Origin of the sequence: Alcanivorax sp. (assembly GCF_019431375.1) — a bacterium.
In the GTDB taxonomy this organism is placed as follows: Bacteria; Pseudomonadota; Gammaproteobacteria; order Pseudomonadales; family Alcanivoracaceae; genus Alcanivorax; species Alcanivorax jadensis_A.
Genome location: NZ_CP080267.1, coordinates 2,171,101 through 2,183,528, shown reverse-complemented (window position 1 = coordinate 2,183,528; position 12,428 = coordinate 2,171,101). Strand labels below are relative to the sequence as shown.

General features: G+C 59.9%; 14 protein-coding genes and 2 pseudogenes. 9 read left to right on the top strand and 7 right to left on the bottom strand.

Annotation, left to right across the window (positions count from 1 at the left end):
* Nucleotides 1-6 precede the first annotated feature (6 nt).
* On the bottom strand, nucleotides 7-447 hold the full coding sequence (locus KZ772_RS10150) for a hypothetical protein (RefSeq protein ID WP_290536463.1): 441 nt from the start codon (nucleotides 445-447) through the stop codon (nucleotides 7-9).
* 113 nt (nucleotides 448-560) lie between these two features.
* The gene (locus KZ772_RS10145) at nucleotides 561-1,304 is read right to left on the bottom strand and encodes an NRDE family protein (RefSeq protein WP_290536462.1); all 744 of its coding nucleotides are present in this window, start codon (nucleotides 1,302-1,304) and stop codon (nucleotides 561-563) included.
* Between the two features lie 105 nt (nucleotides 1,305-1,409).
* Between KZ772_RS10145 and KZ772_RS10140 the strand changes: the two genes are divergently transcribed.
* From KZ772_RS10140 to KZ772_RS10125, 4 genes are all read left to right on the top strand, one after another.
* Nucleotides 1,410-2,213 carry a sulfite exporter TauE/SafE family protein gene (locus tag KZ772_RS10140; protein ID WP_290536461.1) on the top strand — a complete coding sequence of 268 codons (804 nt, stop codon included), beginning with the start codon at nucleotides 1,410-1,412 and terminating at the stop codon, nucleotides 2,211-2,213.
* 5 nt (nucleotides 2,214-2,218) lie between these two features.
* Entirely contained in the window at nucleotides 2,219-3,031 is an 813-nt protein-coding gene (lgt, locus tag KZ772_RS10135; protein ID WP_290536460.1) for a prolipoprotein diacylglyceryl transferase, read from the top strand.
* The gene (locus KZ772_RS10130) at nucleotides 3,028-3,861 is read left to right on the top strand and encodes a thymidylate synthase (protein WP_290536459.1); all 834 of its coding nucleotides are present in this window, start codon (nucleotides 3,028-3,030) and stop codon (nucleotides 3,859-3,861) included. Before lgt ends, KZ772_RS10130 begins: the two co-directional genes overlap by 4 nt.
* A gap of 90 nt (nucleotides 3,862-3,951) precedes the next feature.
* Nucleotides 3,952-4,461, top strand: a complete 510-nt coding sequence (locus KZ772_RS10125; RefSeq protein WP_290536458.1) for a dihydrofolate reductase — start codon at nucleotides 3,952-3,954, stop codon at nucleotides 4,459-4,461.
* A 462-nt stretch (nucleotides 4,462-4,923) separates the two neighbouring features.
* Here KZ772_RS10125 and KZ772_RS10120 read toward each other — a convergent pair whose 3' ends face one another.
* The 3 genes from KZ772_RS10120 to KZ772_RS10110 form a co-directional block, all read right to left on the bottom strand.
* Nucleotides 4,924-5,223 carry an OsmC family protein gene (locus KZ772_RS10120; protein WP_290536457.1) on the bottom strand — a complete coding sequence of 100 codons (300 nt, stop codon included), beginning with the start codon at nucleotides 5,221-5,223 and terminating at the stop codon, nucleotides 4,924-4,926.
* 143 nt (nucleotides 5,224-5,366) lie between these two features.
* Nucleotides 5,367-6,050 carry a YciC family protein gene (locus tag KZ772_RS10115; protein WP_290536456.1) on the bottom strand — a complete coding sequence of 228 codons (684 nt, stop codon included), beginning with the start codon at nucleotides 6,048-6,050 and terminating at the stop codon, nucleotides 5,367-5,369.
* A gap of 183 nt (nucleotides 6,051-6,233) precedes the next feature.
* On the bottom strand, nucleotides 6,234-6,728 hold the full coding sequence (locus KZ772_RS10110) for a DUF6231 family protein (RefSeq protein ID WP_290536455.1): 495 nt from the start codon (nucleotides 6,726-6,728) through the stop codon (nucleotides 6,234-6,236).
* A 384-nt stretch (nucleotides 6,729-7,112) separates the two neighbouring features.
* Between KZ772_RS10110 and hemP the strand changes: the two genes are divergently transcribed.
* Nucleotides 7,113-7,289, top strand: coding sequence for a hemin uptake protein HemP (gene hemP, locus KZ772_RS10105; RefSeq protein WP_062815611.1), 177 nt, complete (start codon nucleotides 7,113-7,115; stop codon nucleotides 7,287-7,289).
* Between the two features lie 166 nt (nucleotides 7,290-7,455).
* Nucleotides 7,456-8,418, top strand: coding sequence for a ChuX/HutX family heme-like substrate-binding protein (locus KZ772_RS10100; RefSeq protein WP_290536454.1), 963 nt, complete (start codon nucleotides 7,456-7,458; stop codon nucleotides 8,416-8,418).
* A gap of 500 nt (nucleotides 8,419-8,918) precedes the next feature.
* Here KZ772_RS10100 and KZ772_RS10095 read toward each other — a convergent pair.
* Together KZ772_RS10095 and KZ772_RS18600 are read right to left on the bottom strand one after the other, a co-directional pair.
* Nucleotides 8,919-9,110 (bottom strand): annotated as a pseudogene (locus tag KZ772_RS10095) (YqcC family protein); the annotation flags it as partial.
* A 46-nt stretch (nucleotides 9,111-9,156) separates the two neighbouring features.
* Nucleotides 9,157-9,932 (bottom strand): annotated as a pseudogene (locus tag KZ772_RS18600) (dihydroxy-acid dehydratase); the annotation flags it as partial.
* Nucleotides 9,933-10,084: 152 nt separating this feature from the next.
* Here KZ772_RS18600 and KZ772_RS10080 point away from each other — a divergent pair.
* The 3 genes from KZ772_RS10080 to KZ772_RS10070 all read left to right on the top strand — a co-directional run bounded on the left by KZ772_RS10080 (nucleotide 10,085) and on the right by KZ772_RS10070 (nucleotide 12,271).
* Entirely contained in the window at nucleotides 10,085-11,122 is a 1,038-nt protein-coding gene (locus KZ772_RS10080) for a sensor histidine kinase (RefSeq protein ID WP_290536453.1), read from the top strand.
* Between the two features lie 14 nt (nucleotides 11,123-11,136).
* Entirely contained in the window at nucleotides 11,137-11,877 is a 741-nt protein-coding gene (locus KZ772_RS10075) for a LytTR family DNA-binding domain-containing protein (RefSeq protein ID WP_290511001.1), read from the top strand.
* Between the two features lie 82 nt (nucleotides 11,878-11,959).
* The gene (locus KZ772_RS10070; RefSeq protein WP_035245269.1) at nucleotides 11,960-12,271 is read left to right on the top strand and encodes a TRL-like family protein; all 312 of its coding nucleotides are present in this window, start codon (nucleotides 11,960-11,962) and stop codon (nucleotides 12,269-12,271) included.
* Nucleotides 12,272-12,428 lie beyond the last annotated feature (157 nt).

Sequence of the window (12,428 nt, the reverse complement as noted above, 5' to 3'; positions counted from 1 at the left end):
GGGCGGTCAGTTCAGTTCGATACGGGCGCCAAGCAGGCGGTTGATGCCGTCGGCGATGGCGTGGATTTCCCGCCCATCAAGCAGCAGGGTGCCATCCGGGCGCAGCTCTATCTGGGCGTCGCCGGTACGCAGTAGCAGGCCTTTGGGGGCATCGAAGAGGAGCTGGCCATTGTCCAGTTCGGTGACCAGATCCGCGCCCGGGTGGCTATCGGCCAGGGGAACGATGCGGTCGGTGACCACCACCCCGATAGTGTCATCAAGCAGGCAAAGTACCCGATCACCTTCCTGCAGGGTGGTGACGGTTTCGGCGACGTGACGGACCGGCTGCGGATTGTCGTGATTCGGTGTGGTGACCAGAAGGGCGCCATCCTGGCAAGTGATGGTGGCGATGTAGGGGGATGATGTAGTTGGCAGCCGGTCTGCTGCCCGCAATGATGACGTGACCATGAGCCTCTCCTGCTTCCTTGCCGGATCAAAGCAGGGAACGCTAACAGGCTGCCCAGTGGATATCTGTAGGAAATCACTGACAGTTGCCGCCAGTGAGAGCCGTTTAACGCAATTCAGCTATGCCGGAGGCTTCCGTTGGGACTGCCGTCCGGCAACCAGCCCTGTTCCAGCATGATCGGGTCGCTGTTGCGGTGCAGTTGGACCACGCTGCTGGCGCGGGTGCCGTAGGTGGGGGACTGGATAAAGACCGGTGCCACCAGACGCTCCAGGTCCATGCCGACGCCGGTATCGGGCAGTTCGCTGTCCGGCGGCTGGTAGTGATCGTTGACCACCTCCATGAGTTGTTCCGGACTGCTGTCGGCGCTGATGGCGTTCGCCAGGCGCTGTTTGGCGCGTTGCACCTTGGGCCAGGGATCGTCCAGCAGGCCGTTGCACAGGCCGTGAATGCCGGGGCTGACCGCTTGTGGAGCGGCGCCGCGGTTGCCCAGGTACCAGAGGCTGTCAGGGGTGCCGACTAACAGGTTGAATGCGCCGTAGTGATGTTGTTCTTCGGCCAGTTCCCGGCAGAACTGTTCCGGGGAGTCGCTGCCTTCCAGGAAGGCCAGGGGCAGCAGGCCCCGGGAGCGTTCGCCGGTTTGCCGGTCGGCAATGGGTTCCCGGTAGTTGGTGACCACGGCGACGCGGCCATTGCGGTGGATGCCCAGCCAGGTGCCGCCGGCGGTCAGGTCCAGGCCGCAGAAGATATCGCCGCGCCAGCGGGCGGGCTCGGCGGGACGGGCGTGGAATTCGTCCCGGTTGGCGGCCATCCGCAAGGGGGTGTCAGAGTCCGGCTGCCAATCAAAGAGAACAATACACATAAGGGGGAATCCGGTTGCTTTGCGTGCGGCGTGTTGCGTCCAGCGTGCCGCGTTTCACCGTGCTAGCATACCTGCCTTGCGAGTGATTGGCATAAGGGCCGGCCAATGTGGGAACTGTTTCTGATTTGTCTGGGGGTCGGTGTCGGCGCCGGGCTGCTGGCCGGGGCGCTGGGCCTGGGCGGTGGCGTGGTGATCGTGCCGGCGCTGATCTTTCTGTTTCACGGGCTCGGCTTTCCGGCTGACCTGGTGGCGAAGATGGCGGTGGCCACCTCCCTGAGCACGATCATGATTACCTCCATCAGCGCGGTGCGCACCCATCACAAGGCGGGCTTTGTTCGCTGGCCGGTGGTGTTGCGGCTGGGCGTGGGGATTGTGCTGGGGGCCTTCGCCGGAGCCTTTATCGCCGATGCCATGAAAGGGGAACTGCTGACCCGGTTGTTTGGTCTGTTTGCCATGGTGATTGCCCTGCAGATGGCACTGACGGGCCGCAAGGCGCCGGATGGTAACCTGCCGGAGCGGGTGCCCGGCGCGGCGGGGCTGGGTGTAGCCGGGGTGCTGATCGGTACCGGCTCCGCCATTTTCGGTATCGGCGGCGGCTCGCTGACGGTGCCGTTCTTGAGCTGGTGCCGCCTGAAAATGCAGGAAGCGGTGGCCATCGCATCCGCCTGTGGTCTGCCCATCGCCATCGCCGGCACCCTGGGCTTTGCGGTGGCCGGCTGGCAGGAAACCCGGCTCCCCGAGGGGGCGCTGGGCTATGTGTTTTTACCGGCAACAGCCGGTATAGTGCTCACCAGTTTTCCGTTCGCCCGACTGGCGGCGCGACTTAGCCACCGGCTGCCTTCAGCCATGCTGAAAAAGGTGTTCGCGGTGGTGTTGTTTATCATCGGCCTCAGGCTGGTTTTGGGATAGGCATTATGGAATTTCCGCAGATTGATCCGGTGGCGATCGCCATTGGTCCCCTCAAGGTGCACTGGTACGGCCTGATGTACATGATCGGCTTTGCTGCTGCCTGGTTGCTGGGGGTGTATCGCGCCAAGAAACCGAACTCGGGCTGGACCAAGGACCAGGTGGGTGACCTGGTCTTCTACGGCGCCATGGGGGTGATCCTGGGTGGTCGTCTGGGCTATGTGCTGTTCTATAACTTCGGCAAGTTTCTCGATGATCCTATCTGGCTGTTCAAGCTGTGGGACGGCGGCATGAGTTTCCATGGTGGCGCCATTGGTGTGCTGGTGGCGTTCTGGCTGTTTGGCCGCAAGACCCACAAGCGTTTTTTCCAGGTGGCGGATTTCATGGTGCCCATGGTGCCGATTGGTCTGGCCACCGGTCGTCTGGGTAATTTCATCAATGCGGAGCTGTGGGGGCGCACCAGCGATGCGCCCTGGGCCATGGTGTTCCCCACCGATCCGGACCGCCTGCCACGGCACCCTTCCCAGCTGTACGAGTTTGCGCTGGAGGGGGTGATGCTGTTTCTGGTGCTGTGGTTCTATTCGGCCAAACCCCGACCGGCGGGGGCGGTGACCGGGCTGTTCGGGGTGGGTTATGGTCTGGGCCGCACCTTTGTAGAATTCTTCCGCGAGCCGGATGCCCACCTGGGTTATTTGGCCGGTGGCTGGCTGACCATGGGCATGCTGCTGAGTATTCCGATGATACTTCTCGGTGCCGCCATGATGGTGTGGGCCTACCGTCATGATGATCGCGCCGTTACCCCTTCCGGGAGTCGTTCATGAAGCAATATCTCGATCTGCTGCGCCATGTGCGTGAGCATGGCACCTTCAAGGAAGACCGTACCGGCACAGGCACTTACGCGGTGTTTGGCCACCAGATGCGGTTTGATCTGAGTGAAGGGTTTCCCATGGTCACCACCAAGAAGCTGCATCTGCGCTCGATCATTCGTGAGCTGCTGTGGTTTCTGTCCGGCGATACCAATATCCGTTATTTGAAGGAAAACGGGGTGTCGATCTGGGATGGCTGGGCGACCCCGGAGGGTGAGCTGGGGCCGGTCTACGGCGAGCAGTGGCGCAGCTGGAAAACCCACGATGGCCAGGTGGTTGACCAGATCAGTGAGGTGCTGGCAGAGATCAAGCGTAACCCGGATTCCCGCCGTCTGGTGGTGAGTGCCTGGAACCCGGCGGTGCTGCCGGACCCGTCCATTTCTCCGGATGCCAATGCCGCCGCCGGCAAACAGGCGCTACCCCCTTGTCACTGCCTGTTTCAGTTCTACGTGGCGGATGGCAAGTTGAGCTGCCAGCTGTATCAACGCAGCGGCGATATCTTCCTGGGCGTGCCGTTCAACATCGCCTCCTATGCGTTGCTGACGTTGATGATGGCGCAGGTCTGTGATCTGGAGCCCGGCGATTTCGTCCATACCCTGGGGGATGCGCACCTGTACTCCAATCATCTGGAGCAGGCGGATACCCAGCTTGCCCGGGAGCCGCGCTCGCTGCCCACCATGACCCTGAACCCGGAAGTGAAGGATCTGTTTGCCTTTACCTTCGAGGATTTCACCCTGAGCGATTACGAGCCCCACGCCCATATCAAGGCGCCGGTGGCGATTTGAGACGAGTCTGACGTCGGAGGTCCGACGTCAGACGACAAAAATCCTTGCGTCCGACTTCAGACGTCCGACGTCAGACTATAGAGTTTTTTCATGTCCATTCGTCTTTCTCTGATGGTCGCCAAGGCCAGCAATAATGTGATTGGCCGCAATAACAAGCTGCCCTGGTATCTGCCCAACGACCTCAAATACTTCAAGCAGGTCACCTTTGGCAAGCCAGTGATCATGGGCCGCAAGACCTGGGACTCCCTGGGCAAGCCGTTACCCGGTCGCACCAATATCGTCATTACCCGCCAGCCGGATTTTCAGGCGGAAGGCGCCAAGGTGGTGGCGACGCTGGATGAGGCGGTGACCATGGCGGAAAACGTGGCCTTCATCGAAGGGCAGGACGAAGCGGTGGTGATGGGCGGTGCCGAGATTTATGCGCTGGCCTTGCCGAAAGCCGACCGGCTCTATCTCACCGAAGTGCATGCAGAGGTGGAGGGCGATACCTGGTTCCCGGAGTACGACACCACTGAATGGAAAGAGATTGGCCGTGAAGATTTTTCGGCGGAAGGGCCGAATCCCTACGATTATTCGTTCGTGGTTTACGAGCGGAAATAGGGAAGAGCTACAAGCTACAAGCTACAAGCTACAAGCTACAAGCTACAAGCTACAAGCTACAAGCTACAAGCTACAAGCTACAAGCTACAAGCTACAAGCTACAAGCTACAAGCTACAAGCTACAAGCTACAAGCTACAAGCTACGCTTGTGGGATAGGGAAAGCCTCATAAGTTCCCCCGGGTCTGGTTATTTCTACGAAGCCGCTGTAGCAGCTATGCTTGCCCCCCAGGGGATCTGCGACATGCGAACCGCGCTTGCGCGGAAAGCGACCGTAGGGCGATCAGGAATATCCGCGCTCGACAGGCTCCAGAAAGCATGGTGGCAGACTTTGACCTTTGCTGCCTCACAACGCTCGGTTCGCCATGCAAGCATAGCTCCTACAGCAGCCTGGATAACGCGGGTGTGGCGCCAACCGTTTAGCACGGCCTTGCCCGCGTTGTAGCTTGAAGCTTGTAGCTGCCTTACCCTCTCGGCTCAATCAACACTTCACTCTTCACCGATTGCGCAATAAAGCACTTCTCGTGGGCTCGCTGGTGCAGGGCCTGGATCTTGCCGGCGTCAGGTTGTTCGCCGCTGAAGGTCACCAGCGGCTGCAGCAATACCTGCCGGACATAGATCATTGCCTGCTCGTTCTGGCCAAGGACGGCTTCGGGGGCGTCGTCATAGCTGATCACGGACAGGCCTTCGCGGGCGGCTTCAGTGAGAAATGACAGTAGATGGCAGCTGGCCAGGGCGGCGATAAAGGCCTCTTCCGGTTCCATGAATTCCTGCTGGCCATGACGGCTTTGGTCGAAGTCGGTGACAAAACGTCAGTGGCTGGTGTCGGGTGTATCCGTGGTATGGCAGCTTGCGAGTGGCGGCTGCGGGAAGTGAAAACGTTGCGGCCACCACTCGCGGGTTTGCTCTAGTGCGTGGCACTGTCCTGGGCCATTTCCCAGTAGCGGAATACCGCCACATTGACCAGAGCACTGATCAGGCTCACTGGCAGGCCCACCAACAGTGCGGCAGCCTGGGGCTGGCTGACGGCGGCGGTGACCAGTGATGCCAGGATGCTGCTCATCAGCAGATAGGCCAGGAAAACCAGCACCAGTATCAGTAGCAGTGGCCACTGCTGGGCTTCTGTCATGGCAAAGGATTGTCGCAGGGCATCAATGGGATTGCGGCGTTTCAGGACGACCAGGAAAGGCGCGAAACACAGGCGGGTGTAGACCCACAGGGCCGGGAAGAAAAACGCCAGCCAGCCCAGAGAGACACCAACGGCCATGATGGCATAGGTGGCCAGTAGCATCGGATAGACCAACAGGGCGGCTGCCAGACACTGCAGCAGGCCAGCAGGTTTTCCAGAGCGGGTGGCGGCCAGCTGTGCAATCAGCGCGCCTTCGGCCAGAGGGCGGCTGAGCAGCACGATGGCCAGGCTGATGCCGCTGAACTGCAGGGCGCCGCCGGCTTCTTCCGGGAATACAAAACTGGGGCCAAACAGCCACTGGCTGGCTTCGGTGAGCAGGGCAAAGGGCGCGGTGACCAGAAAGATCGGGCCAAGATTGCGCCACCAGAAAAAGAGAATTTCGCGAAAACGTTGGCTGATCATATCGGCTGTAAGGTGTAGCGGGAAAGCCGCTATTTCACCACAGCGGGCGCGCAGTTCACAGAGAAAGCGGGCGAATAGGTGTTGCGATCTTGCGGGGGGAAGATCGTGTAACGGGGTTGGCTGCAGGTAGGGTGCAGTTCGCCCTAGGCTCAGTGCACCCTACGGAATAACCGGTGGGGGGATTCACCACCAGTATTTGCCCCAGTTTTCCGGGTTGGCCCAGAAGCGCGGGTTGTTCCATTTGCGCTCGAAGTTGTAGTTGTCCAGGTCGTAGCTGTAGATGTTCAGCTCGCGGCCATCCTGGGCAAAGTGGCCCTGTTCCCGGCAACCCAGTGCCAGAAACCCGTTGCTGGGCCAGCGCAGTTTCTGCGGGGCCAGGTTGGGCTGGTACACCGCCACCATGGAGTCAGTATGCAGGTTGCGCAGCAAGCCCATCAGGGCTTCGCCGTCCCGCTGGCTCATGTATTCCAGCTGGTCGGCCACGATCGCCATATCCACCCGTTCGATCTCTTCCAGTGCCGCAAAGGGATCCTGCTCCTGGATTTCCACCAGCTTGCAGTCGTGATCCTTGCACCATTGGCTGACGACGGGGATGGGATTGAGGCTGACGGTAACAATGGAGGAGGGCTGGTGGCTATCCAGGATAGCGGCCAGACGTTCCTGGGGGGATTCGGTCATGGGGTGTGCCATCGCGGTATTCATGATTTCAGTCTAGCGCGGTTGAGCAGGGCTTTCGATAGGGGAACGTAAAAACGTTGGCGGGCGGGAGACTTGAGGCGCGGTTCAAGTTTGGGGAGGCGGCAGACGGTTCAAATCCAGGGGGATTATCTGGAAAAGATCAGTGTGCTCTGCAATCCCTGATCGCCCTTTGGGCGATTTCCTCGCAAGCGAGATTCGCGCCTCATACTCGCAGAGCACAGAGAGCGGCGCTCCTACAGTCTGGCCTTTGATCATCTGGGTTACGGCGCTGTTTGTGATCCCCATCAGAAAATCCGAAAAGAGCGTTGACGGTTTCCCAATCAGTAATGATAATGATTCTCATATGCAGACAAGGAGGCCAATATGACTCAGCTCAAGAAGAACGTCACTGCTACCACCCGCCGGGTTTCTATCAATGCAGAAAGCAGTGTTGCCAGCAGCCTGCTGTTGAATCATCAGGGCAAGCTGTGGATCGAGCACGCGGGGGAGCGCTATTTACTGCGCCGCACCTCCAACAACCGGTTGATCCTTACCAAGTAACGTTTATTTGCCGTGCGCTGACTGACATTAGGTGTTTTGCCTGTGGCAGTGCTGTCGGCGCCGGAACCTTTCTCCCTGACGTGGATCGCCAGCCGCTGCCAGCTTTCCACACCTAATAACAAGCACCGTCGACACCTATCGATGGTGCGCGCGATCTGGAGGCAGCATGTCAGTAGTGGCGTGGTCCCCGGCGCCGGCGGCATCCCCGCTGCTTCGTCAGTGCGGTGCCGCACTCGGTGATCGGGTTTTACGGTTACAGGATGAACCGCTGGCCATTCTCAAGGCTCTCTACCGGCTCGGCTCCCTGGTGGTGACCACCTTTACCAGTGGCTCGCGGGTTTCCCAGAACATGCATTATCCGGCGTTCCATGAGGGCGAGTGGTGGCTGGAATCAGTGGGGGATCGTTGCCGGTTGCGGCAGAGCCTGCAGGTATCCCAATGGCATTCGGTGCTGGCGGTACTGGAGCCCACCGGCGCCTTGCCGGCTCGCAGTCTGGTGTTTTTTGATCGCCAGGGGCAGCCGTTGCAGCAGATGGCAGTGGCCCCGGACAGTGGTGGCCTGGCATTCGAGGAACTGGTCTGCGCCATGCTGCATCCCGATCAGCAAAGACTGAATCTGCCGGCCGGTCTGCCCCGGGCTGTAGCGGGTGAGCTGGGACCGCTCTCTCAGCTGGAACGGGACTGGGCCGGCAGCGCCGATGACGAGGATTTCACCCACCTGCTGCAGCGTTGTGATAACCAGCGTTCTGTTCTTTATCGTTCGGTGCGGGATAGTTTTGCCTGCCCGGTACGCCCGGAAACCCTGCCGGCGGTGCTGGCGGAAGCCTCGCGGCGTGACGAAGCGACCACGCTGTGTGTCGGCAATCAAGGTGTGCGTCTGTGCATGACCGCACCCTGGTCGTCACCGCGCTGGCAAGACAGCCATTGTCATCTGGCCCATAACGGTGCCCTGGTATCGCTGGACATGGCAAAGATGCACAGTCTGTGGCGTCTGCGTAAGCCCGGTGATGGGCAGGTGATCACGGCGCTGGAAGCCTTGGATGAAAACGGTGACTGGTTGTGGACATTGTCGGCCGGCGAAGCCGAGTCAGACTGGCGGGCGTTATTGCGGGATAGCGTGATTCGGTAGCTACCAAGCTACGAGCTACGAGCTACGAGCTACGAGCTACGAGCTACGAGCTACGAGCTACGAGCTACGAGCTACGAGCTACGAGCTACGAGCTACGAGCTACGAGCTACGCTGGTTGGATAGGGACAGACTGGAAAGTTCCAAAGACTTCATCATTTCTACGAAGCCGCTTGTAGGAACGGAGCGCAGCGGAGTAACGCACGTAGTTCCGTGCGGCCCGAAGGGTGAGCGAAGCGAATAACCATGCTTGTCCCTCAGGGGATCTGCGACATGCGAACCGCGCTTGCGCGGACATCGACCGCAGGGCGATCAGGGGCGCCAGGGCTCGACAGGTTTCAGAAAGAATGACTGGCAGACTTCGGTTTCTGTACCCTCGCTACGCCCGGTTCGCACCTCAAGCGGTGCTCCTACATTGAATCCCAAATCCTCGCTAAGGCTCGAATCGCGCCGCCAGCGACGCTCCTACAGATACGAGCCCCCGGCTTCGTGTTGCCGCTACCTTAAAAGTGCTCGTCGAACTGCTTCAACAGATCAATGATCTCGCTGACATCCTGGTCCATTCCCTTCAGCGCCTCTTCCGCCATGGGGCTCACATCGCACTGGCCGGGCAGGGGATGGTCGGCATCCAGAATGGCGCGGAAGCGGGCGATAAACACCCACTGCAGCCACTGGCTGAAAGCCATGGTGTCGGCGAAGAACGGGGTGCTGCTGTTGAAGGCGGCGGGCGCCGGGGGCTGTCGGGGCCACTTTCGACAGGCAGGGCACCTTGCGGCTCAGGCGGTCGATATCGGCCATGGTGAAGTCCACTTCGCCTTCCAGGGCGGCGGCCAGCAAGTGCAGCACGGTATTGGTGGAGCCGCCCATGGCGATATCCAGGCTCATGGCGTTCTCGAAGGCCTTGAAGGACGCGATATTGCGCGGCAGAACTGCCTCCACATCCTGCTCGTAGTACAGCTTGGCCACATCGACGATGCGACGACCGGCTTCCAGGAACAGCTCACGGCGATCCGCATGGGTGGCCAACAGGGAGCCGTTCCCCGGCAGGGACAGGCCCAGCGCCTCGGTCAGGCAGTTCATGGAGTTGGCGGTGAACATGCCGGAGCAGGAGCCGCAGGTGGGGCAGGCGGAACGCTCCACTTCGTTCAGGGTGGCTTCGTCCACGCTGTCATCGGCGGCCTNCGGCCGGTGTGCAGCTTCTTGCCGGTAATGCCGATCTTGTCGGTGAGTCGCGCCTCGATGTTCATGTGCACGTCTTCCAGGGCCACGGACCACTGGAATTCGCCGGCTTCGATCTCTTTCTGGATTTCCGCCAGGCCGTTGATGATGGCGTCGCGCTCCTCATCGGTGAGCACGCCCACCTCCGCCAGCATGGTGGCGTGGGCCTGGGAACCGAAGATGTCCTGACGGTACATGCGCCGGTCAAAATTCACGCTGGCGGTGAATTCCTGCACGAACTGGTCGGTGGATTCGCTGAAGCGGCCGCCCCAGAGTTTGTTCTGCTGCTTGTCGGTCATCGTACGGTTCCCATGCATAAAGCCGGATTTGCGAGGCGCGCAGTATAGCAGGGACCGGCGACCCCCTGAACATTAGCTGGTATTGCTTGGGTGACGTGCCCGCTTCAGGTATAACTGCCTGTAACTAGTGATTTTTACTGACAGGAGCTTCAATGGCGGCCACGGACGACCAGCCCAACTCCAGTTTCCTGCCCGATCTGTGCAGCACCCGCGCGGTGCTGGTGGTCGTGGTGGTGGCCGAGCTCATGGCTCTGGTGATCAACCTGGTAGCTACCTACTACAGCGATTTCAGCATGGGCCGGCTGGCCATTACCTCCCTGTTTGTACAATGGGTGGGGCTGACCTCGGCGGCGCTGGTCTGCCAGTTGCGAGCGCGGCTCAATCGCCTGGCACCGGCCTGGGCGGCGGTGGCGGTGGTGCTGCTGGTGGTGGTCGATACCCTGCTGTTCAGCGTGGTGGCCGGCCTGGTGATGAGCTGGGTCACCGGGAATCTGATGCCGGGCTCCCTGTGGACCCAGGAAATTGCGGTTAACAGCCTGATTGCCGCCATTATCGCCGGCCTGGTCATGCGTTATTTCTACGTGCAGGAGCAGCTGCGCCAGAAGGGGCAGGCGGAATTGCAGGCCCGTATCCAGGCCTTGCAGTCGCGGATTCGCCCGCATTTCCTGTTTAATTCCATGAACATTATCGCCAGCCTGATCGCGGTGGATCCGGATGCCGCCGAGCAAGTGGTGGAAGACCTGTCGGTGTTGTTTCGTGCCAGCTTGAAGAATATTGGCAACGAAGCAACGCTGGATGAGGAACTGGAGCTGTGTCGGCGCTATATTCACATTGAGCAGCTGCGCATGGGTGAGCGTTTACAAGTGGAATGGGATATTCGCGTGGAAGCAAAAAGCGTGATGATTCCGCTGTTAACCTTGCAACCCTTGCTCGAAAATGCCATTTATCATGGCATACAGCCATTATCTGCAGGTGGTGTGGTGACTATCCGGGCTCTGGCAGAAAATGGCGAGTTGGTGTTGTCGGTGAGTAACCCAAAGCCGGAAGGCGATGGGCACCACAAAGGAAACCGTATGGCACTGGAGAATATTCGTCACCGGCTGGAAGCGCTGTATGGTGACGGGGTGGCGGTTGAATCCCGACCGCAACAAAAAGAATACGAGATAGAAATCCGATATCCGCTGAAATAAAAAGGATGGGAATTATGCGGGTGCTTGTGTGTGATGACGAACAACTGGCGCGCGACCGGCTCAAGAGGCTGGTGGAGAAAGCCGACGGGGTTGAAGTGGTGGCAGAAGCGGCCAATGGCCGGGAAGCCATTGAGCAGGCCCAGGCCACCAGGCCGGACGTGATCCTCATGGATATTCGCATGCCGGAAATGGATGGCATGGAAGCTGCCGAGCATCTCAGCAAGATGGACAATCCTCCGGCTCTGATCTTCTGCACCGCCTATGATGAGCATGCCCTGCAGGCCTTCAAGGTCCATGCGGTGGATTATCTGCTCAAGCCGGTCAGCGCCGATGATCTGGCAACGGCTCTGGGCAAGGCCCGCACTCTGAATCGGGTGCAGCTGGCGGAAATCGGCAAGGAAGTCAGCGAGGAAAAACCCCGCCGCCGTGGACACATCAGCGCCCGCACCCATCGCGGGCTGGAGCTGGTGCCGGTGGATGAGGTGCGTTATTTCCTGGCTGACCAGAAGTATGTGACCGTCTGCTCCGGCGAGGGCGAAGTGCTGATCGACGAAACCCTCAAGGAGCTGGAGACTGAATTCGGTGACCAGTTTGTGCGCATTCACCGTAATGCCCTGGTGGCGTTGAAGTTTATCGAAGGTATGGAAATGGCCACCGCCGGCCACCATCAGGTACGGCTGCGCGGCATCGATGAACGACTCACTGTCAGCCGCCGCCATGTAGCGGGTCTGCGCCGGGTGCTGCAGAATCTGTAGTCGTTAACAGAGCTTCACGGGCGTGCTAGCCTTGGCATCCCCATGTTTCTAGCGATCAAATAACAAGAACAGGAAACCTGCCATGAAAAAGCTTCTTCTTCTGCTGGTCAGCGCCGCAGCACTGAGCGGCTGTGCTTCCGCCACCATGCCGGTCACCGGTCTGCTCTATGGCAATGTGAAAGCGCCACTCACCGCCACCGCCTCCACCGAGAAGCCCACCCGGGTTGGCCGGGCAAGCACCCGCTCGATTCTCGGCATCATTGCTTCCGGCGACGCCAGCATCCAGACCGCCGCCCGCAACGGCGGCATCACCGAGATCCATCATGTGGATTACGAGTCCCAGAACTTCTTCGGGGTGCTGGCGGAGTTTACCGTAGTGGTTTACGGCAACTGAGAAAGACAGCTACAAGCTTCAAGCTGCAAGCTACAACGCGGCACAGAGGTTTGACTGATCTTCAGCACAGGGGCCGCGTCCAGAGTCTGGACGCGGCCCCTGTCGTTTAAAATCGCAACATCCTTTCTGGCGTGTTGCAGCTTGCAGCTTGAAGCTT

What these genes read in the sequence shown, in the direction of transcription:
- KZ772_RS10150 (WP_290536463.1), bottom strand. Translation starts at nt 447, where the DNA reads ATGGTCACGTCATCATTGCGGGCAGCAGACCGGCTGCCAACTACATCA.
- KZ772_RS10145 (WP_290536462.1), bottom strand. Translation starts at nt 1,304, where the DNA reads ATGTGTATTGTTCTCTTTGATTGGCAGCCGGACTCTGACACCCCCTTG.
- KZ772_RS10140 (WP_290536461.1), top strand. Translation starts at nt 1,410, where the DNA reads ATGTGGGAACTGTTTCTGATTTGTCTGGGGGTCGGTGTCGGCGCCGGG.
- lgt (WP_290536460.1), top strand. Translation starts at nt 2,219, where the DNA reads ATGGAATTTCCGCAGATTGATCCGGTGGCGATCGCCATTGGTCCCCTC.
- KZ772_RS10130 (WP_290536459.1), top strand. Translation starts at nt 3,028, where the DNA reads ATGAAGCAATATCTCGATCTGCTGCGCCATGTGCGTGAGCATGGCACC.
- KZ772_RS10125 (WP_290536458.1), top strand. Translation starts at nt 3,952, where the DNA reads ATGTCCATTCGTCTTTCTCTGATGGTCGCCAAGGCCAGCAATAATGTG.
- KZ772_RS10120 (WP_290536457.1), bottom strand. Translation starts at nt 5,223, where the DNA reads ATGGAACCGGAAGAGGCCTTTATCGCCGCCCTGGCCAGCTGCCATCTA.
- KZ772_RS10115 (WP_290536456.1), bottom strand. Translation starts at nt 6,050, where the DNA reads ATGATCAGCCAACGTTTTCGCGAAATTCTCTTTTTCTGGTGGCGCAAT.
- KZ772_RS10110 (WP_290536455.1), bottom strand. Translation starts at nt 6,728, where the DNA reads ATGACCGAATCCCCCCAGGAACGTCTGGCCGCTATCCTGGATAGCCAC.
- hemP (WP_062815611.1), top strand. Translation starts at nt 7,113, where the DNA reads ATGACTCAGCTCAAGAAGAACGTCACTGCTACCACCCGCCGGGTTTCT.
- KZ772_RS10100 (WP_290536454.1), top strand. Translation starts at nt 7,456, where the DNA reads ATGTCAGTAGTGGCGTGGTCCCCGGCGCCGGCGGCATCCCCGCTGCTT.
- KZ772_RS10080 (WP_290536453.1), top strand. Translation starts at nt 10,085, where the DNA reads ATGGCGGCCACGGACGACCAGCCCAACTCCAGTTTCCTGCCCGATCTG.
- KZ772_RS10075 (WP_290511001.1), top strand. Translation starts at nt 11,137, where the DNA reads ATGCGGGTGCTTGTGTGTGATGACGAACAACTGGCGCGCGACCGGCTC.
- KZ772_RS10070 (WP_035245269.1), top strand. Translation starts at nt 11,960, where the DNA reads ATGAAAAAGCTTCTTCTTCTGCTGGTCAGCGCCGCAGCACTGAGCGGC.